This is a genomic window from Massilia sp. BHUDP2 (genome assembly GCF_046236355.1).
GTDB lineage: Bacteria > Pseudomonadota > Gammaproteobacteria > Burkholderiales > Burkholderiaceae_D > Telluria > Telluria varians.
This window is the reverse complement of sequence record NZ_JBJUVW010000004.1, coordinates 354,799-372,193: the sequence shown is the minus strand read 5'-3', so window position 1 is coordinate 372,193 and position 17,395 is coordinate 354,799. Positions and strand designations below refer to the sequence as shown.

Below are 17,395 nucleotides of genomic sequence, written 5' to 3'. Positions count from 1 at the left end.
GAAAACACAAGAGTAGATGAGGAGATGAAAATGAGTTCGCCACAAACCGCGCCCTACTATTTCGTGCCAGGCCCGTCGCGCTGGCCGATGTGCGCCGGCATGTCGATGCTGGTCACCATGGCCGGCGCGTCCGGCTGGGTCAACAGCGCCCCCTGGGGGCCGGCAGTGTGCCTGGCCGGCATCGCCGCCACCCTGGTGGTGCTGTACTTCTGGTTCGGCGACGCCATCAAGGAATCCGAGTCGGGCATGTACGGCAGGCGCATCGACCTGTCCTACCGCTGGTCGATGAGCTGGTTCATCTTCTCGGAAGTGATGTTCTTCGGCGCCTTCTTCGGCGCGCTGTTCTACGCGCGCGCGGTCACCATGCCCTGGCTCTCCGACCTCGACCACAAGATCATCTGGCCGGATTTCGCACCGACCTGGGGCAACACCGGCCCAGCCGGCGTGGTGGACCAGTTCCAGACCATGGGGCCGTTCCCGATCCCGACCATCAACACCGCGCTGCTGCTGCTGTCGGGCGTGACCCTGACCATTTCGCACCACGCGCTGCGCGCCGGCCACCGTTCCAAGACGGCGTTCTGGCTGTTCGCCACCATCCTGCTGGGTGCGATCTTCATGGGCTTCCAGGTCTATGAATACATGCACGCCTATGCGGACCTGAACCTGAAGCTGACCTCGGGCATCTACGGCTCGACCTTCTTCATGCTGACCGGCTTCCACGGCTTCCACGTGACCATGGGCGCGATCATGCTGTCGGTGATCCTGTACCGTGTGCTCAAGGGTCACTTCACGGCGGACAATCACTTCGGTTTCGAAGGCGCGGCCTGGTACTGGCACTTCGTCGACGTGGTGTGGCTGGGCCTGTACGTCGTCGTGTATTGGCTGTAAGCAAGTTCGAGGTAACACGTAGGGTGGGCGGGTTCCCCGCCCACGCGGTGATTGTTGGCAGCAAGATCATCGAACGCGAAAGCGGAGCCGATGGCGATCACCGCGTGGGCAGGAGACCTGCCCACCCTACATTTATGATGGTGGTTTCGCGGTCAGCGAATACCGGTCGGGGCAATCCACCCCATCTTGTAGGCGCCGAGCAGGCACAGGAACAGGGTAATCGACAGCCCGACCCGCAGCGCCAGCGCATGCACCGTCCGGTTGCTCTGGCCTTTGTCGCGCATCAGGAAGAAAAGGGCCGACGCAAGGCTGGCTAGGATTAGGATGAAGGCAATCGCAACAAGCAGTTTCATGGTTGGCCCAGTCAAGGTTGAGGCATCATTGTAATGCGCTTCCCCTTCCATTTTCGCCTCATTCCCTTCATCGCCGCACTGCTTGTTGCCCTGGTAGGTATTGCGCTGGGTAACTGGCAACAGGGCAGGGCCGCATACAAGCTGGCCGTGCAGGAAAAGCTGGCCACCCTCGCCACCGAAGCACCCATGGCGCTCGGCAGCGCCCTCACGCCCGCCGCCCAACTCGAATACCGGCATGTCAGCGTCAGCGGCGAGTTCGTCGCCGGCTGGCCGCTGTTCCTGGCCAACCGCCCGATGGCCGGCCGTCCTGGCTACTACCTGGTCATGCCGTTTAAAATCGCGGGATCGAACACACATGTGCTCGTGATGCGCGGGTGGTTGCCGCGCGAAGCGGAATACGGCAAGCTGCCTGCCTTCACCACGCCCTCGGGCACGGTCACGGTCGAAGGCATCGTCGTGGCCTCGGCCGGGCACGTGATGGACCTGGGTGAGGCCGCGCCGCTGGCGCCGAAGGCGATCGTCCAGAACATCGATCCGGCCCTGGTGGCCAAGGCCACCGGACTGGTGCTGCAGCCCTTCTTCGTGCAGCAGACCGGGCCGGACCAGCCGGGCGAGCTGGACGACATGCTGCTGCGGGTCTGGCCCTCGCCCTCGAGCGGCATCGACAAGCACCGCGGCTACGCCTTCCAGTGGTATGCGCTGGCGGCCATGGCCATCCTATTTTTTGTGATAACAGGGTTCCGAAGTGGAGCAAAGAGTGGAGCAAAACAAGCCGATGCAGGAAAACCTGAAGCAGAAACCAGTGATGCAGGCAACTGATCCCGCCAAGGATCCGGTGAAGGCCCGCCGCACGGGCCGCTGGAAACTGTTCGCCGTGCTGCTGGTCTGCGCGGCACCGATGATCCTGTCCTATCTCACCTATTACGTCATCAAGCCGACCGGGCGCACCAACTACGGCACCCTGATCGACCCGCGCAGCAGGCCGATCCCGGCCATGGCCAGCACCACGCTCGACGGCCGCCCCGAAACGCTGGAGCAGTACGCGGGCAAGTGGATCATGCTGAAGGTCGGGGGCGGCGAATGCCTGGAGGCCTGCCAGAAGCAGCTGTTCGCGATGCGCCAGTGGCGCACCATGCAGGGCAAGAACATGGACCGCGTCGAACGTGTCTGGCTCGTCACCGACAATCAGCCGCTCGACACGATGACGATCCGCCAATACGACGGCATGCACCTGCTGCGCGCGCCGAAGGAGGCCGTCGACCAGTGGCTGCCGGCCGACAAAGGCACGCAACCGTCCGACCACATCTACCTGATCGACCCGCTCGGCAACCTGATGATGCGCTTCCCCGTCAATCCGGACCCGGGCAAAGTACACAAGGATATCGCCAAGCTGCTCAAGGCTTCCGCGATCGGCTGACCAGGCCCGATCCCATCCAGGGCCATGCGCATGGCCCGCGACACCCTGATAGATAATGCAAGCTTCTTCCCTGATCCAACTGGCCCTGATGGGCGTGCTCGTGGCCATCCTGCCACTGTCGATGGTCTGGATGTCCTCGGACCCCAACAAGTTCCGCAAGCTGGTCTGGGTCGCCGTTTTCCTGACCTTCGACCTGATCGTCTTCGGCGGCTTTACCCGCCTGACCGACTCGGGCCTGGGCTGTCCGGACTGGCCGGGCTGCTACGGCATGGCCAATCCCTTCCTGGCGCACGAGCAGATCTCGGCGGCCGAAGCCGCCATGCCGACCGGGCCGGTCACCGTGGTCAAGGCCTGGATCGAGATGATCCACCGCTACCTGGCGATGGGCATCGGCGTGATCATCATGGCCCTGCTCATCACCGCCACCGTGCAGTGGCGCAAGACGAAGATGCAGGCCTTCAAGCCGGGCATCCCGCTGGCGCTGTTCATCTTCGTGTGCATCCAGGGCGCTTTCGGCGCCTGGACCGTCACCCTGAAGCTGCAACCGGTGATCGTGACCATCCACCTGCTGCTGGGCATGGGCTTGCTGGCCCTGCTGACCTGGCTCGGCGGGCGTGAAGACTACCTGATGCACAAGCCGCCACGCGCCGGCGACGACGCCGCGCTGCGCGGCATCCGCACGCTGGCGCTGCTGGCGGCGGTCGTCATCACGGTGCAGATCGCGCTGGGCGGGTGGGTGAGCACTAACTACGCGACCCTGGCCTGCGATGAATTCCCGCTGTGCGACGGCCGAGTGGTGCCGGAAATGGATTTCGAGCACGGCTTCCACCTGTGGCGCGAGCTGGGCAAGACGGCGGCCGGCCACTACCTGCCGTTCTCGGCCCTGGTGGCGATCCACTGGGTGCACCGCAACTTCGCCATCCTGGTGGTCGCCGTCGTCGGCCTGCTGGTGTGGCGCGCCTGGCGCCATGCCTATCTGGCAAAACACGCCAAATGGCTGGCCGGGGTGCTGGTCGTCCAGCTGCTGACCGGGGTGGCCACGGTCTACTTCGACTTCCCGCTCGCCATTGCCGTAATGCATAACGCGGGGGCGGCCCTGCTGGTCCTGCTGGTGACCATGTTAAACTATCGGGTGAGACAGCAACTTGAAGTGAACCGCGCCGGATGAGCAGCGAATTGAGCCTCGACGAGAGCCGCGACCTGGCCGGCGCCACCGCGACCCCGGCCTTGCCGCGGTTCGAGTCCCCACGCCCCCCATCGATGACGACCCAGACAGCCCTCCATAAACCCCCGAGCCGCGTTGCCCAGTACTGGGCCCTGACCAAACCACGGGTCACGCAGCTGGCCGTGTTCTGCGCGGTGATCGGGATGTTCCTTGCCACCGACGGTTTCCCGGGCTGGCAGGTGCTGGTTGCCGGCACCGTCGGCATCTGGCTGCTGGCGGGCGCCGCCTTCGCCGTGAACTGCCTGGTGGAGGCCGAGATCGACGCGCGCATGGCGCGCACGGCGCGCCGCGCCACCGCCATGGGCGAGCTCACCAGCACCCAGACGATCGTCTTCTCGACGATCATCGGCGGCCTGGGCATGGGCGTGCTGTATTTCCTCGTCAATCCGCTCACCATGTGGCTGACCTTCGTCACCTTCGTCGGTTATGCCTTCATCTACACCATGCTGCTCAAGCCGGCCACGCCGCAGAACATCGTCATTGGCGGCCTGTCGGGCGCCATGCCGCCGGCCCTGGGCTGGGCCGCCGTCGCCAATGAAGTGCCGATGGAAGCCTGGCTGCTGGTGCTCATCATCTTCGTCTGGACCCCGCCGCACTTCTGGGTGCTGGCCATGTACCGCCGCGAGGACTACGCCCGCTCCGGCCTGCCAATGCTGCCGATTACCCACGGCATGCAGTACACCGGCCTGCAGGTGTGGCTGTACACCATCGCGCTGGCGGCGACCACCTTGCTGCCTTTTGCCGTCGGCATGAGCGGCCTGATCTACCTGGCCGCGGCCGTCGTGCTGAACGCGGTCTTCCTGCGCCACTCGTGGCGCGTGCACAAGCATTACAGCGACATGGCTGCGCGTAATGCCTTTACCTGGTCCATCGTCTACCTGTCGCTGCTGTTCGCCGCGCTGCTGGTCGACCATTACTTCAAGTTTTGACCATGAAAAAACTGCTGACCGCCCTGATGCTGTCCGCGGCGGTGCTGGCCGCCGGCTGCGACAAGCTGTCGAACAAGACCCCGGCCTTCGTCAATACCGACATCACCGGCCTCGATTACGCCAAGGGCTTCTCGCTGACCGACCACACCGGCAAGCCGCGCACGCTGCAAGACTTCCGCGGCAAGCTGACCGTGGTGTTCTTCGGCTATACCCAGTGCCCGGACGTGTGCCCGACCACGATGGCCAAGATGGCCACCGTGATGAAGGAACTCGGCCCGGCAAGCAAGGACGTGCAGGTGCTGTTCATCACACTCGACCCCGAGCGCGACACCCAGGAACTGCTGAATGCCTACGTGCCGGCCTTCCACCCGAGCTTTATCGGCCTGCGCGGCGATGCCGAAGCCACCGCACGCACCGCCAAGGAATTCAAGGTGTTCTACGCCAAGACGCCGTCCGGCGACGATCCCAAGAACTACACGGTGGACCACATGACCGGCAGCTATGTGTTCGACCGCGAGGGCAGGGTGCGCCTGCTGGTGCGTCACGAGGCCGAGCCGGGTGCAATCGCATCGGACCTGCGCCAGCTCCTGTAACGCTACAGTAGGGTGGGCGGGTTCCCCGCCCACGCGGTGATAGTTGGCAGCAAGATCATCCGGCGCGAAAACGGAATCGTTAGCGATCACCGCGTGGGCGGCAAAGCCGCCCACCCTACGTCATCCTTAACAAGTCTGCTGTTATGATGGTGTAAACACCACTCGACAGGGACGGCATGGAACAACGCCAGGGCAGGAACTACACCCGCATCGCCATTGTCGTCCTGCTGACGCTGGGCTGCCTCTACGTCCTCAAGCCTTTCCTGGCCGCGATCCTGTTCGCGGCCTGCGTCGTGATCTCCTCCTGGCCGCTCTACCTGCGCCTGCAATATGCGATGCGCGGGCACCGTACCCTGGCGGCGCTGACCATGACGCTGTCGCTCACCCTGCTCGTCATCATCCCGCTGTCGATGGTCGCTTACAACCTGGCCGACGATGTCGCCAGGGGCTTCAGCGAGCTGCGCACCGCGGTGGAGCACCGTGAACTGATTCCGCCGTCCTGGGTACGCGAACTGCCGCTGGTGGGCACGACGATCGACAACTACCTGCGCGAGCTGGTCGCCAGCCGCGAGCAGATGATCGCGCTGGCCCAGCGCATGCTGGAGCCGGCGCGGCGCTACCTGATCGCCGGTGGCCTGATGCTGGGCACCGGCGTGGTCCAGCTCAGCCTGGCCGCTTTCGTCAGCTTCTTCTTCTACCGCGACGGCAAGGCCCTGCTCGAAGTGATCGCCGTGACCATGCGGCGCGTGATGGGCGAGGGCGCCGAATCGGTCGCCAACACGGTGAGCCAGACGGTGCGCGGCGTCATGTACGGCCTGCTCGGCACCGCGCTGGCGCAGGCGGTGGTGGCGGCGATCGGCTTCACCATCGCGGGCGTGCCGGCGGTGCCGCTGCTGTCGGTGATGGTCTTCATCTCGTCCCTGATCCCGGTCGGCCCGCCGCTCATCTGGGGCGGCGCGGCTTTCTGGCTGTTCATGCATCACGAGACCGGCTGGGCGATCTTCATGGTGATCTGGGGCACTTTCCTGATCAGCGGCGTCGACAACGTCGTGCGCCCCATGCTGATCAGCCGCGGCAGCAGCCTGCCTTTCCTGCTCACCCTGCTGGGCGTGCTGGGCGGGGTGATCGCCTTCGGCTTCGTCGGCATGTTCATCGGGCCGACCCTGCTGGCGGTCGGCTACTCCCTGATGACCGACTGGACCGGCACGCCGGACCGGGTGATCCGCCAGGGTAGCAACAGCGAGGGTCAGGTCTGACATTTGGACACGGCCTCATCCACATCATTGTTGGGTCCGTGTCTCAATGTCAGACCTGACCCTGATGACCGTGGCAATGCTCGAGGACTGCGTCCGCATCAAGGAGGGCAAGCCCCAGCCGTACGGCAGCCAGCTGAGCGGCAATCCGCTGGGCTTCGATTCGACTACGCCAAGCGCTTCGGGTTGACCTACACGCCCAAGGGCAAGCAATAGCTGGATTGACCAGCATCACTTGTGCTTGTTCTTGATGTGTATATAATCCATATATGGAACGTATATGGAGAGTATAGTGGGCATCGTAAACATCGACGACGAAGTACATGACCAGATCCGCAAGGCGAGCAGTGTGTCCTGCCGCTCGATCAACGCGCAGGCGGCATTCTGGATCAAGATCGGCATGCTGTGCGAGATGAACCCGACGATGAGCTTCAATGAGATCGTCGCGCGCGAACTGAAAGCTGCCGGGGTGGCGCCAGAAAGCGTGCGGGTAGCGGGAGGACCGCCGGACGCCGTCAAGGCAGCGGCGGCATGACCAAGCGGCCTGAAGAAATTGTGCTGATGGCCGAATCGGGCCGGCTGCTGGCTGGCGTGTTCGCCCACCTGGACAGCCTGAACCTGATCGGCATGTCGACCATGCAGGTCAATGACCTGGTCGAGCGCTTCATCGTCGATGCGCTGGGCGCACGTCCGGCCAGCAAGGGCCAGTACGGCTATGCCTACGCGCTGAATTCCTCCCGCAACAACGTGGTCTGCCACGGCGTGCCCTCGCACACCGAGATCCTGCAGAGCGGCGACATCGTCAACCTCGACATCACGCTCGAGAAGAACGGCTACATTGCCGACTCCAGCAAGACCTACCTGGTGGGCGAGGTGTCGCCCGCTGCCAGGCGGCTGGTGAAGGTGACTTATGAGGCCATGTGGAAGGGCATCCGGGCCGTGCGTCCCGGCGCGCGCCTGGGCGACGTCGGCCACGCCATCGAGCGCCACGCACGCAAGCATGGCTATACGGTGGTGCGCGACTACTGCGGCCACGGCATCGGGCGCGAGATGCACGAGCCGCCCCAGGTGCTGCACTGGGGGCGGCCGCAGACCGGCTTGGTGCTGCGCGAGGGGATGACCTTCACCATCGAACCGATGATCAACCAGGGAAAGCATGCCGTGCGCACCGAGGATGATGGCTGGACGGTGGTCACCGTCGATGGCCAGCTATCGGCGCAGTTCGAGCACACCGTCGCGGTGACGCGCCAGGGCGTGCGGGTCTTGACCCTGCGCCCCGGCGAGACGATGCCAATCCTTTAAATCCTCGGCGGTAGGGCCTTGCGCTTGGCGCGCGCTCGGATATTCAGCCCTTCCACCACCAGCGAGAACGCCATCGCGGCGTAGATATAGCCCTTCGGAATGTCCGCTTCGAAGGCTTCCGCCGTGAGCGCCATGCCGACCATCACCAGGAAGGCCAGCGCCAGCACCTTGACGGACGGATGGCGGTCGACGAAGTCGCCGATCGGCTTGGCCGCCACCAGCATCACCAGCACCGAGAAGATCACCGCCGCCACCATCACGCTGATGTGATCCACCATGCCCACCGCGGTGATGACCGAGTCGAGCGAGAACACGATGTCGATCACGGCGATCTGGCCGATGATGCTCCAGAATAGCTTGTTGGTCGCGGCCGCGGCGGCGGCGGTGCCGGCCACGTCCTGCGGCCCGGCCTGGTCCTTGGCTTCCACCTCGACGAAAATTTCGTGCGAGGCCTTGTAGAGCAGGAACAGGCCGCCGAAGAGCAGCACCAGGTCGCGCCCGCTGATGCCCTGATTGAATACATTGAACAGGTCCGCGGTGAGCCCCATTACCCAGCTCAGCGAGAACAGCAGCAGCAGGCGCGAGACCATGGCGAAGCCCAGGCCCAGGCGCCTTGCCTTGTCGCGCATCTCGGGCGGCAAGCGGCCGACCAGGATCGAAATGAAGATGATGTTGTCGACCCCGAGCACGATCTCGAGGGCGCTCAGCATGAGGAAGGCGATCCAGACGTTCGGGTCCGCTAGCAGTTCCATGGCCGCTCCGTTGTGAAAAAGGCCATGGTAGCAGCCTCCGGCTTTATGCAGAGCACAGCCGCGGCGACACCCGATCAGGCGTGCAGGGCAGCGACGATGCGGGCGGCGATCTGTTGCAGCTGCCCGGTATCCGCCGGCACCGCGGCGTGCGGCCGGAGCGCCGCCGCCCCCTCGCGCGGCACGATATGGAAGTGCACGTGCGGGACGGTCTGGCCCGCCGCGCTGCCGTTGAACTGGGCGACCATGATGCCCGGCGCGCCCATTGCGGCCTTGACCGCGGCCGCCACCTTCTTGGTGCTGCGGATGCAGGCCGCGGCCGCGTCGTCGGACAGGCCGAACAGCTCGACGGCCGCCTCTTTCGGCAGCACCAGCACATGGCCAGGGGCCTGCGGCATGATGTCCATGATGGCGAGGGTGTGCTCGTCTTCGTAGACCTTGATGCAGGGCAGTTCGCCGCGCAGGATGCGTGCGAAGGGATTGTTCGAATCGTATTCCATGGAAATCTTGTCGATGCGTCACCTTGAATGGATGCGCCATTCTCTCATGACAGGCCAGGAGCCCCCAGCACGCTGCGCAGCCGGTCGAAGTCGATCGGCTTGGTGAGATGGTGGTCGAAGCCGGCGTCGAAGGCGCGCTGGCGGTCCTTTTCCTGGCCCCAGCCGGTGGCGGCGATCAGGCGCATGTGCCGGCCCGTATCGGTAGCGCGCAGGCGCCGCGCCAGCTCGTAGCCGTTCAGGTCCGGCAGGCCGATGTCGAGCAAGGCGACTTCCGGCGCGAATTCCTGGGCCATGGCCAGCGCCGCACTGGCGCTGTGGGCCGCGCGCACCTCGCAGCCGAACAGTTCCAGCGCCATCAGGAGCATCTCGGCGGCGTCGGCATTGTCGTCCACTACCAGGATGCGCGCCGGCGCCGGCGCGGGCGCCGCCGCCGGTTCCGGCAGCGCGGCAAGCTGGGCCAGCGGCAGGCGTACCGTGAAGCAGCTGCCGCGGCCTTCGCCCTCGCTCTCGGCGGCGATGCTGCCGCCATGCAGGTCCACGATGCCGCGCACCAGCGACAGCCCGATCCCCAGGCCGCCGCGCGAACGCTGCAGCGCCGGCTCCAGCTGCGAGAACATGTCGAACACGGTCGCCAGCGCGTGGCGCGGCAGGCCGATGCCGTTGTCGCGCACCGCCAGCAGCGCCATGCCCTCGTCGACCGCGAGCGAGAGCGCGATGCGCCCGCCGTCGGGGGTGTACTTGGCGGCGTTGGTGAGCAGGTTGACGACCACCTGGTTGATGCGCGTGGGGTCGGCGTCAACCGTGACCGGATGCGGCGGCAACTCGACCGACAAGCGGTGCCCGGCCTGCTCCATCAGGCCGGCGGTGTCGCACACGGCGGCGCGCGCCAGCTGGGTCAGGTCCACGGTCTCACGCCGCAGTTCCATCTTGTCCTGGGTAATGCGCGAGACTTCCATCAGGTCGTCGACCAGGTGGGTCAGGTGGTGCAGCTGGCGGTCGAATACCGACAGCAGGCGCGCGCTGGTGTCCTGCGCCATCGTGGAATGGCGCATCACCTCGAGGGCGCTGCGCAGCGGCGCCAGCGGGTTGCGCAGCTCGTGCGAGAGCGTGGCCAGGAATTCGTCCTTGCGCCGGTCGGCCTCGGACAGCGCGGCGTTCAGGGCCTGCAGCTGCAGTTCGGCGCCGCGGCGCGCTTCCAGCGCTTCCTCGGCGGCGCGGCGCGCGTTGCGCAGCTCGCGCTCGTAGGACTGGCGCTCGGTGGCCATGAACAGGGCCCACTGGTCATGGACGGTATCGCCCATCGGGCCGGCTTCGCGCCGCCGCACGATGTTGACCAGCATCGGCAGGCGGGTGCCGTCGCGGTGGCGCAGGTCGATCTGCAGTTCCGCCACCGAATCGCGCGCCTGCAGCACCGGCTCGCAGTGCGTGTGGTGGAACAGGCGCGCGCCGACGGTCATCAGGTCCTGGATGCGCACGATCCCGGCCAGCTCCGGCAGCGTGAAGCCCAGCCAGGCGCAGGCGGTCGCGTTGGCGTGCAGCAGCAGGCCGTCGGCGTCGGCCAGCAGCAGGCCGCAGGGAGCGTCGTCGTACAGCGCGTCAAGGGAGGTGGCGGCGCTGTCCATGGCTTCAGTCCAGGGTGGCAGCCAGGAAGGCGTCGATCGCGCGCGAGCTGGCGGTCGGCGCGCTCATGTGCGGACAATGCCCGATGTTGTCGATCACATGCAGCTGGGAGCGGGGCAGGTGCCGCGCCAGGTACTCGCCGGCGCTGCGGGGGGCGATCAGGTCGTCGCTGCACTGCAGGATCAAAGCCGGCGTCGTGGAGCGGGGCAGGTCGGCGCGGTGGTCGGACAGGAAGGTGACGCGCGCGAAGTGCTTGGCGATGTCGGGATCGTTGCGGCAGAAGCTGTCGGTGAGTTCCTGGCGCAGGGCAGGGCGGTTGGGCGCGCCCATGATGGCGGGCGCCAGGCTGCTCGACCAGCCCATGTAGTTCGCTTCCATGGTCTCGAGCAGTTCGGCGATGTCCTCGCGCTCGAAGCCGCCGACATAGCCGGGATGCTTGCTCAGGTCATTGATATAGCAGGCCGAGGGCGCCACCATCACCTGGGCCACGAAGCGGCCGGGATCCTCGATGGCGGCGAGCATGCCGATCATGGCGCTCACCGAGTGGCCGACCAGGATCACCGGCCCGGTCGCGAATTCGTCGAGGATCTCCAGCAGGTCGCCGGCATAGCCGTGCAGGCTGGCGTAGCGGGTTAGGTCATAGGCGGAGAGGTCGGAGCGGCCGCTGCCGACCAGGTCGTAGGTGATGACGCGAAAGCGGTCTTCGTAGGCGGGCGCCAGATAGCGCCACATGGTCTGGTCGCAGCCGAAGCCGTGGGAAAACAGCATGGTGGCCCCGCCCTGGCCGGAAACATGCACGTTGTTGCGGACTTGCAGGGACATCATGGCTCCTCGTGGTCGCTACCGCCGGGAATCCCGTCGTCCACGAGTATGCGTCAGGAGTATTGCAAGCGCAACAACTTTGTGTACTTCAATGCTGGAAAGGTTTCGATCCTTCAGTCGCGCTCGTCGTGTCCGTCCTCGCGCTCTCCCTTTGGAAAGACCTTCACCAGGAGGATGCGCGGACCGTTCATCTTCTTGACCACCACGTCGAACTGCGGGAAGCCGATACGCTGTCCCTGCTTGGGGATGTCGCCCAGCTTGGCCATCAGCAGGCCGCCCACCGATTCGACGTCGTCCAGGCCCATCTCCTCGTTGTCGATGTCGATCCCGAGCAGGCGCTCGAGCGAGAAGATCGGCAGGCTGGCCTTGCCGATCCAGGTGCCGTCGGGCTGGGACATCCAGTCGTTCTCGTTCATGCGGAACTCGTCGCGGATCTCGCCCACCATGGCGCCCAGCAGGTTGTCGAGCGTGATGAAGCCGACCGGGCGCTTGCCCTTTTCGCCGATCAGGGCGAAGTGCGGGGCGCCGCTCTTGAAGCGCCGGAAGATGTCCTGCGCCTTGGTGCGCGCCGAGATGGTCTCGACCGGGCGCAGGTGCTGGGTCAGGTCGGTGATGGTGCGCCCGGCCTGCTGGGCGAAGAACAGGTCCTTCAGGTGGATCACGCCCAGCACTTCCTCGCCGTCCTCGTCGAAGTAGGGGTAGCGCGAGAAGCGGTTGCGGCGCACCGTCTCCATGTTTTCCTCGAGCGAGCGGCTGGCGTACAGCGCGCTGACCTCGTTGATCGGCCGCATCAGGTCGGACACGGCCAGCTGGCTGAAGTCGAGCGACTGCGCCAGGATGTTGCGCTCGTCGTTGGTGAATTTCTCGCCCGGCGCGCTGGTGTTGGAGCGCAGGATCATCTTCAGCTCGTCGGTCGAGTAATGGGTGTCGTGGCTGCCGGCGCCGGCCAGGCCGGCCACGCGCAGCACCATGTTGGCGCTGGCGTTGAGCAGGGCGATCGCCGGATACATCGCCCAGTAGAAGGCGTATAGCGGAATGGCGCACCACAGCGCCACCGCTTCCGGCAGGCGGATCGCGAGCGACTTGGGCGCCAGCTCGCCCACCACGATGTGCAGGAAGGAGATGACCGAGAAGGCCACCACGAAGGAGACGCCGTGGATCAGCTCGGGCGAGGTGACGCCCAGCATGGCGAACACCGGTTCGAGCAGGCTGGCAAAGGCCGGTTCGCCGACCCAGCCCAGGCCCAGCGAAGCCAGGGTGATGCCGAGCTGGCAGGCGGAGAGGTAGGCGTCGAGCTGGCCGTGGACCTTGCCGAGGATGCGTCCGCGCAGGCCGGTGGTCTTGGCGATGGCGTGCACGCGGGTCTTGCGCAACGTGACGATGCTGAATTCAGCCGCCACGTAGAAGCCGTTCAGCGCCACCAGGAACAGGGCGAGAACGACGAACAGAAAGTTTTCCATTGAAGAGATTTAGTTAAAAAATGGCAATAGCCGACACCATTGTACCGCTATGTACCCGCGAGGACGCCCTTATGGACCGCCGACAGGATGGCTTCGACGGCCGGATGCTTGATCTTGCGCTCGTTCGAGATCGCATAGAAGTGCTCGCGCACCTGCGGCACCCGTCCCACCAGCAGCGCGTTGAACTGCTCCTCGAGGTCGTGCACCAGGGCGGCCGGAGCGAAGAACAGCCCCAGTCCGCGCCGGCCGAAGGTATTGAGCAGGGCATTGTCCATGAACTCGCCGACGATGTCGGGACGCACGCCCTGCAGCTCGAACCATTCGTCGATCTTGCCGCGCAAGGCATTATTGCGGGTCGGTAGCAGGAAGGGCGCGCCGTTCAGCGAGCGCGGGAAGTCCGCGCCCCAGTCCTTCACCAGGCCGGGCGCGCCGACCACGATGGTCTCGCTATCGCTCAGCAGGTGGCTGAACACGCGCAGCGTCGTGCCCGAGCGCACCGCGCGGTCGGTCAGCACCACGTCCAGCTTGTGCAGGGCCAGGTCGGCCAGCAGCTCGTCGAACTCGCCTTCGTAGCAGACCAGGCGCACCGGGCGCGGCAGCTGGGTGGCGATTTCCAGCAGCCGGTAGGCGGTCAGCTTGGGCAACGAATCGGAAATGCCGACCGTCAGGCGGGTGCGCGCGCTGTCGGACTCGGCCAGCGCTTCCTGCATCTGCTCTCCCAGAAGGAAGATCTGGTCGGCGTAGGACAAGGCCAGGCGCCCGGCCTCGGTTAAAGTCAGTCTCCGGCCCTGCTGGGTGAACAGGGACTTGCCGAGGGACAGTTCGAGCTGCGCCAGCTGGGTACTGACGGTCTGGATTGCCAGGCCCAGGCGTTCGGCGGCGCGCGTGATGCTGCCTTCCTTGGCGACGACCCAGAAGTAGTACAGGTGGCGGAAATTCGGAGGCGCGTGATTCATCTCTTCTGTTTTTGCGAAGTAATTCTTCGATTATCTTCGCTTTTTCAATATTCGGCCAGGCCTCATACTGCGTGGGTCTTCTGGACGAAAAATGATACTGACACAACAACTCATCGCATATTCAAAAACTTAACTGAAAAATAAGGGGAAACGACAACATGAAGCACTTTACGTGGTCATTCATCGTGACCGCCGTCTGTATGGCGTTGGCAGGCTGGTGGGGTTACGACCATGGCGGCGTCGCCGGCATGATAACGGCGCTGGGCGTGACGGCCATCCTGTCGGTCATGGAAGTCTCACTGTCTTTCGACAACGCGGTGGTCAACGCCTCGGTGCTGAAAGGCTGGGACGAGTTCTGGCTCAAGCTGTTCCTGGGCCTGGGCATGATCATCGCCGTGTTCGGCATGCGCCTGGTATTCCCGCTGGTGATCGTCGCCGTGGCGGCCGACCTCGGCATGATGGACGTGTGGAACCTGGCGCTGACGAATCCGAAGGAATTTTCCTCGCACCTGACCAACCACCACGCGGAAGTGGCGGCCTTCGGCGGCATGTTCCTGCTGCTGGTGTTCCTGAACTTCCTGCTGGACGACGAGAAGGAAGTGCACTGGCTCGGCAACGTCGAGAAGAAGCTCGGCTCGCTCGGCAAGGTGTCCTCGATCTCGGTGCTGGTATCCCTGGGCGCGCTGATGTTCGCGACCAGCTACGTGCCGGACGCGCAGCGCATGGTGGTCCTGGTTGCCGGCCTGTGGGGCATCCTGGTGTACATCGGCGTCGACATGATTTCCAGCCTGCTCGAGAAGAGCGAGTCGGATGAGAACAGCAACGTCGGCGACATGGTCAAGAAGGGCGGTATCGGCGGTTTCCTGTACCTCGAAGTGCTGGATGCATCGTTCAGCTTCGACGGCGTGATCGGCGCCTTCGCGATCACCACCGACGTCGTGATCATCATGCTGGGCCTGGCGATCGGCGCGATGTTCGTGCGTTCGATGACGGTCTACCTGGTGCGCCAGGGCACGCTGGACGAATTCGTCTACCTGGAGCACGGCGCGCACTATGCGATCGGTATCCTGGCCGTGATCATGCTGCTGAGTATGCACATGCACGTGCCCGAGCTGATCACCGGCGGCGTGGGCGTGGCCTTCATCCTGGCCTCGCTGTGGAGCTCGATCCAGCACAAGAAGAAGCACGCGGCAATCGAAGCATAAACAAGGGCAGGCCTGGCCTGCCCTGCAAGAACCGCACGGCGAGTGGCAGAACACCAGCTCGCTGTGCTCATACCCCCGGTGTTCAAGAAGTCATTTTTAGGAGAGTCACAATCATGGCAATCAGTCTGCAAAAAGGCGGCAACGTCAACCTGTCGAAAGAAGCTCCCGGCCTGACCCAGCTGAAGGTCGGCCTCGGTTGGGACACCCGCGCCACCGACGGCGCAGCGTTCGACCTCGACGGCGCGGTGTTCCTGCTGAACTCGTCGGGCAAGGTGCGTTCGGATGGCGACTTCATCTTCTACAACAACCTGAAGTCGGCCGACGGCTCGGTGGTCCACTCGGGCGACAACACCACCGGCGCGGGCGAGGGCGACGACGAAACCGTGTCGATCGACCTGAGCAAGGTGCCGGCAGACGTCGACAAGGTCGTGCTGGCCGTGACCATCCACGACGCCGAAGCGCGCCGCCAGAACTTCGGCATGGTCGGCAAGGCCTTCATCCGCTGCATCAATGCGGCCAACAACAGCGAGATCGCGCGCTACGACCTGTCGGAAGACAGCTCCACCGAAGCGGCGATGATCTTCGGCGAGGTGTATCGTAACGGCGCCGACTGGAAGTTCCGCGCGATCGGCCAGGGCTTCGCGGGCGGCCTCGGGCCTCTCGCCAAGAACTACGGCGTCAACGTTTAATCACCATGCTCGCGGCCCGCGCCAGGTGCGGGCCGCTTACGAAAGGAAGTCCACATGCCAGTATTTACCGTGACCGGGGACGTCGATCCCTTCCTGCATGTCTCGATGCGGCGCGGCGAAACCATCTATTGCGAATCGGATGCGATGGTGATGATGGAGTCGACGCTCGACCTGAAAGGCAAGATGAAGGGTGGCCTGGGCAGCGCGCTGATGCGCACCTTCGCCAACGGCGAGTCCTTCTTCCAGCAGCACATCGAGGCGACCCGCGGCGACGGCGACTGCCTGCTGTCGCCGACCCTGCCGGGCGCGATGCAGACCATCGACTGCGGTCCGAACCAGTACATCATCAGCGACGGCGCGTTTGTCGCCGCCACCTCGGGCGTGGACCTGAAGGTGCGCACCCAGAGCCTCGGCAACGCCCTGTTCGCGCAGAGCGGCGGCTTCTTCGTCACCGAGACGACCGGCAGCGGCCAGGTGGTGGTGTCGGGCTTCGGTTCGATGTCGATGCTGGAGGTGGAGCCGGGCAAGGACGCGATCATCGACAACTCGCACGTGGTCTGCTGGGACAGCGGGCTGCGCTACGAGATCTCGATCACGACCGGCCAGAGTGGCGGCTTCCTGGGCAACCTGATCAACAGCCAGACCAGCGGCGAGGGCATGGTATTGCGCTTCTCGGGCAAAGGTCGGGTGTATGTATGTTCGCGCAACCGGATGGCATTCAAGGCCTGGATGCAGACGCCGGCGCGCTGAAGGTTTTTAAATTAGGGAGAACGATATGTCAGTAAATCTGAGCAAGGGCCAGAAAATCTCGCTGGACAAGGAAGCCGGCGGAGCGCTGAGCCGCGTGACGATGGGCCTGGGCTGGGACGTGGCCAAGTCGAAGGGTTTCTTCGGCTTCGGCGGCGGCGCCGGCCAGCCGGTCGACCTGGACGCATCGGTCGTGATGTTCGACGAATCGAACCGTCCGATCGACGTGGTCTGGTTCCGCCAGCTCAAGAGCAAGGACGGCAGCATCACCCACACCGGTGACAACCGCACCGGCGCCGGCGACGGCGACGACGAGCAGATCCAGGTCGACCTGTCGCGCGTGCCCGCCAGCGTGAAGTCGCTGGTGTTCACCGTGAACAGCTTCACCGGCCAGAACTTCTCGACCGTGGAAAACGCCTACTGCCGCCTGCTCAATGCCGGCAACAACCAGGAAGTGGCGCGCTTCAACCTGTCGGTGCAGGGTTCGCACACGGCCCAGATCATGGCCAAGCTGTACCGCCACAACGGCGAGTGGAAGATGCATGCGATCGGCGAAAACGGCTCGGGCCGTACCTTCGACGACCTGATGCCGCTGATCACGCCGCACCTGTGATCATCGCTTGATGTATTGGAGAGCCGGGCTTGCCCGGCTCTTTTCGTTTACGCCGCTTCTTCTTACCGGGGTCA

Annotated in this window: 21 protein-coding genes; 14 read left to right on the top strand and 7 right to left on the bottom strand. The window is 64.8% G+C overall.

Translation table 11 applies throughout. The features are described from left to right. Positions 1-30: 30 nt before the first annotated feature. Positions 31-888 carry a cytochrome c oxidase subunit 3 gene (locus ACK6C6_RS23225; RefSeq protein WP_209587847.1) on the top strand — a complete coding sequence of 286 codons (858 nt, stop codon included), beginning with the start codon at positions 31-33 and terminating at the stop codon, positions 886-888. Between the two features lie 152 nt (positions 889-1,040). On the opposite strand, the gene ACK6C6_RS23220 is transcribed toward ACK6C6_RS23225, so the two are convergent. Continuing rightward, entirely contained in the window at positions 1,041-1,241 is a 201-nt protein-coding gene (locus ACK6C6_RS23220) for a twin transmembrane helix small protein (RefSeq protein ID WP_027867006.1), read from the bottom strand. Between the two features lie 33 nt (positions 1,242-1,274). Between ACK6C6_RS23220 and ACK6C6_RS23215 the strand changes: the two genes are divergently transcribed. From ACK6C6_RS23215 to map, 9 genes are all read left to right on the top strand, one after another. Next, on the top strand, positions 1,275-2,060 hold the full coding sequence (locus ACK6C6_RS23215; protein ID WP_409269516.1) for an SURF1 family protein: 786 nt from the start codon (positions 1,275-1,277) through the stop codon (positions 2,058-2,060). Then, on the top strand, positions 2,047-2,658 hold the full coding sequence (locus ACK6C6_RS23210; RefSeq protein ID WP_409269515.1) for an SCO family protein: 612 nt from the start codon (positions 2,047-2,049) through the stop codon (positions 2,656-2,658). Before ACK6C6_RS23215 ends, ACK6C6_RS23210 begins: the two co-directional genes overlap by 14 nt. Positions 2,659-2,713: 55 nt before the next feature. After that, positions 2,714-3,826, top strand: a complete 1,113-nt coding sequence (locus tag ACK6C6_RS23205; protein ID WP_409269514.1) for a COX15/CtaA family protein — start codon at positions 2,714-2,716, stop codon at positions 3,824-3,826. A gap of 92 nt (positions 3,827-3,918) precedes the next feature. Further along, complete coding sequence (gene cyoE, locus ACK6C6_RS23200; RefSeq protein WP_409269716.1) at positions 3,919-4,812, top strand: heme o synthase; 894 nt, start codon at positions 3,919-3,921, stop codon at positions 4,810-4,812. Between the two features lie 2 nt (positions 4,813-4,814). Further along, on the top strand, positions 4,815-5,405 hold the full coding sequence (locus ACK6C6_RS23195; RefSeq protein WP_292039809.1) for an SCO family protein: 591 nt from the start codon (positions 4,815-4,817) through the stop codon (positions 5,403-5,405). Positions 5,406-5,581: 176 nt separating this feature from the next. Continuing rightward, positions 5,582-6,661, top strand: coding sequence for an AI-2E family transporter (locus tag ACK6C6_RS23190; protein WP_409269513.1), 1,080 nt, complete (start codon positions 5,582-5,584; stop codon positions 6,659-6,661). Between the two features lie 46 nt (positions 6,662-6,707). Next, the gene (locus ACK6C6_RS23185; RefSeq protein ID WP_409269511.1) at positions 6,708-6,848 is read left to right on the top strand and encodes a hypothetical protein; all 141 of its coding nucleotides are present in this window, start codon (positions 6,708-6,710) and stop codon (positions 6,846-6,848) included. A 102-nt stretch (positions 6,849-6,950) separates the two neighbouring features. Next, positions 6,951-7,193: a ParD-like family protein gene (locus tag ACK6C6_RS23180; RefSeq protein ID WP_051996465.1), complete on the top strand. Its 243-nt coding sequence runs from the start codon at positions 6,951-6,953 to the stop codon at positions 7,191-7,193. Next, the gene (gene map / locus ACK6C6_RS23175; protein ID WP_209587853.1) at positions 7,190-7,960 is read left to right on the top strand and encodes a type I methionyl aminopeptidase; all 771 of its coding nucleotides are present in this window, start codon (positions 7,190-7,192) and stop codon (positions 7,958-7,960) included. The genes ACK6C6_RS23180 and map overlap by 4 nt, the downstream gene beginning before the upstream one ends. Here the strand turns inward: map and ACK6C6_RS23170 are convergent. The 6 genes from ACK6C6_RS23170 to ACK6C6_RS23145 form a co-directional block, all read right to left on the bottom strand. Beyond that, positions 7,957-8,712, bottom strand: coding sequence for a TerC family protein (locus ACK6C6_RS23170; RefSeq protein ID WP_409269510.1), 756 nt, complete (start codon positions 8,710-8,712; stop codon positions 7,957-7,959). The genes map and ACK6C6_RS23170 overlap by 4 nt on opposite strands. A gap of 74 nt (positions 8,713-8,786) precedes the next feature. Then, entirely contained in the window at positions 8,787-9,209 is a 423-nt protein-coding gene (locus ACK6C6_RS23165) for an HIT family protein (protein ID WP_409269509.1), read from the bottom strand. Between the two features lie 44 nt (positions 9,210-9,253). Then, a complete protein-coding gene (locus ACK6C6_RS23160) occupies positions 9,254-10,831 on the bottom strand; it encodes an ATP-binding protein (RefSeq protein WP_409269508.1) in 1,578 nt (525 codons plus the stop codon). 4 nt (positions 10,832-10,835) lie between these two features. After that, positions 10,836-11,651, bottom strand: coding sequence for an alpha/beta fold hydrolase (locus ACK6C6_RS23155; protein WP_409269714.1), 816 nt, complete (start codon positions 11,649-11,651; stop codon positions 10,836-10,838). A 113-nt stretch (positions 11,652-11,764) separates the two neighbouring features. Continuing rightward, positions 11,765-13,111 carry a hemolysin family protein gene (locus ACK6C6_RS23150; RefSeq protein WP_409269506.1) on the bottom strand — a complete coding sequence of 449 codons (1,347 nt, stop codon included), beginning with the start codon at positions 13,109-13,111 and terminating at the stop codon, positions 11,765-11,767. A gap of 47 nt (positions 13,112-13,158) precedes the next feature. After that, positions 13,159-14,067 (bottom strand): LysR family transcriptional regulator, encoded by a 909-nt coding sequence (locus ACK6C6_RS23145; protein WP_209587859.1) that lies wholly within the window; start codon positions 14,065-14,067, stop codon positions 13,159-13,161. Positions 14,068-14,225: 158 nt separating this feature from the next. On the opposite strand from ACK6C6_RS23145, the gene ACK6C6_RS23140 reads away from it, so the two are divergent. The 4 genes from ACK6C6_RS23140 (at position 14,226) to ACK6C6_RS23125 (ending at position 17,321) form a co-directional block, all read left to right on the top strand. Then, positions 14,226-15,272, top strand: a complete 1,047-nt coding sequence (locus ACK6C6_RS23140; protein WP_209587860.1) for a DUF475 domain-containing protein — start codon at positions 14,226-14,228, stop codon at positions 15,270-15,272. 113 nt (positions 15,273-15,385) lie between these two features. After that, positions 15,386-15,961, top strand: a complete 576-nt coding sequence (locus tag ACK6C6_RS23135) for a TerD family protein (RefSeq protein ID WP_027867019.1) — start codon at positions 15,386-15,388, stop codon at positions 15,959-15,961. Between the two features lie 54 nt (positions 15,962-16,015). After that, entirely contained in the window at positions 16,016-16,711 is a 696-nt protein-coding gene (locus ACK6C6_RS23130) for a TIGR00266 family protein (RefSeq protein WP_027867020.1), read from the top strand. 25 nt (positions 16,712-16,736) lie between these two features. Then, positions 16,737-17,321, top strand: coding sequence for a TerD family protein (locus ACK6C6_RS23125; protein WP_036210757.1), 585 nt, complete (start codon positions 16,737-16,739; stop codon positions 17,319-17,321). Positions 17,322-17,395 lie beyond the last annotated feature (74 nt).

Excerpts from the sequence above, each read along its gene's own strand:
- ACK6C6_RS23160 (WP_409269508.1), bottom strand. The coding sequence starts at position 10,831 with ATGGACAGCGCCGCCACCTCCCTTGACGCGCTGTACGACGACGCTCCC.
- ACK6C6_RS23155 (WP_409269714.1), bottom strand. The coding sequence starts at position 11,651 with ATGTCCCTGCAAGTCCGCAACAACGTGCATGTTTCCGGCCAGGGCGGG.
- ACK6C6_RS23140 (WP_209587860.1), top strand. The coding sequence starts at position 14,226 with ATGAAGCACTTTACGTGGTCATTCATCGTGACCGCCGTCTGTATGGCG.
- ACK6C6_RS23125 (WP_036210757.1), top strand. The coding sequence starts at position 16,737 with ATGTCAGTAAATCTGAGCAAGGGCCAGAAAATCTCGCTGGACAAGGAA.
- ACK6C6_RS23225 (WP_209587847.1), top strand. The coding sequence starts at position 31 with ATGAGTTCGCCACAAACCGCGCCCTACTATTTCGTGCCAGGCCCGTCG.
- ACK6C6_RS23170 (WP_409269510.1), bottom strand. The coding sequence starts at position 8,712 with ATGGAACTGCTAGCGGACCCGAACGTCTGGATCGCCTTCCTCATGCTG.
- ACK6C6_RS23135 (WP_027867019.1), top strand. The coding sequence starts at position 15,386 with ATGGCAATCAGTCTGCAAAAAGGCGGCAACGTCAACCTGTCGAAAGAA.
- cyoE (WP_409269716.1), top strand. The coding sequence starts at position 3,919 with ATGACGACCCAGACAGCCCTCCATAAACCCCCGAGCCGCGTTGCCCAG.
- ACK6C6_RS23210 (WP_409269515.1), top strand. The coding sequence starts at position 2,047 with ATGCAGGCAACTGATCCCGCCAAGGATCCGGTGAAGGCCCGCCGCACG.
- ACK6C6_RS23165 (WP_409269509.1), bottom strand. The coding sequence starts at position 9,209 with ATGGAATACGATTCGAACAATCCCTTCGCACGCATCCTGCGCGGCGAA.
- ACK6C6_RS23145 (WP_209587859.1), bottom strand. The coding sequence starts at position 14,067 with ATGAATCACGCGCCTCCGAATTTCCGCCACCTGTACTACTTCTGGGTC.
- ACK6C6_RS23195 (WP_292039809.1), top strand. The coding sequence starts at position 4,815 with ATGAAAAAACTGCTGACCGCCCTGATGCTGTCCGCGGCGGTGCTGGCC.
- ACK6C6_RS23220 (WP_027867006.1), bottom strand. The coding sequence starts at position 1,241 with ATGAAACTGCTTGTTGCGATTGCCTTCATCCTAATCCTAGCCAGCCTT.
- ACK6C6_RS23150 (WP_409269506.1), bottom strand. The coding sequence starts at position 13,111 with ATGGAAAACTTTCTGTTCGTCGTTCTCGCCCTGTTCCTGGTGGCGCTG.
- ACK6C6_RS23205 (WP_409269514.1), top strand. The coding sequence starts at position 2,714 with ATGCAAGCTTCTTCCCTGATCCAACTGGCCCTGATGGGCGTGCTCGTG.
- ACK6C6_RS23130 (WP_027867020.1), top strand. The coding sequence starts at position 16,016 with ATGCCAGTATTTACCGTGACCGGGGACGTCGATCCCTTCCTGCATGTC.
- map (WP_209587853.1), top strand. The coding sequence starts at position 7,190 with ATGACCAAGCGGCCTGAAGAAATTGTGCTGATGGCCGAATCGGGCCGG.
- ACK6C6_RS23190 (WP_409269513.1), top strand. The coding sequence starts at position 5,582 with ATGGAACAACGCCAGGGCAGGAACTACACCCGCATCGCCATTGTCGTC.
- ACK6C6_RS23185 (WP_409269511.1), top strand. The coding sequence starts at position 6,708 with ATGTCAGACCTGACCCTGATGACCGTGGCAATGCTCGAGGACTGCGTC.
- ACK6C6_RS23215 (WP_409269516.1), top strand. The coding sequence starts at position 1,275 with ATGCGCTTCCCCTTCCATTTTCGCCTCATTCCCTTCATCGCCGCACTG.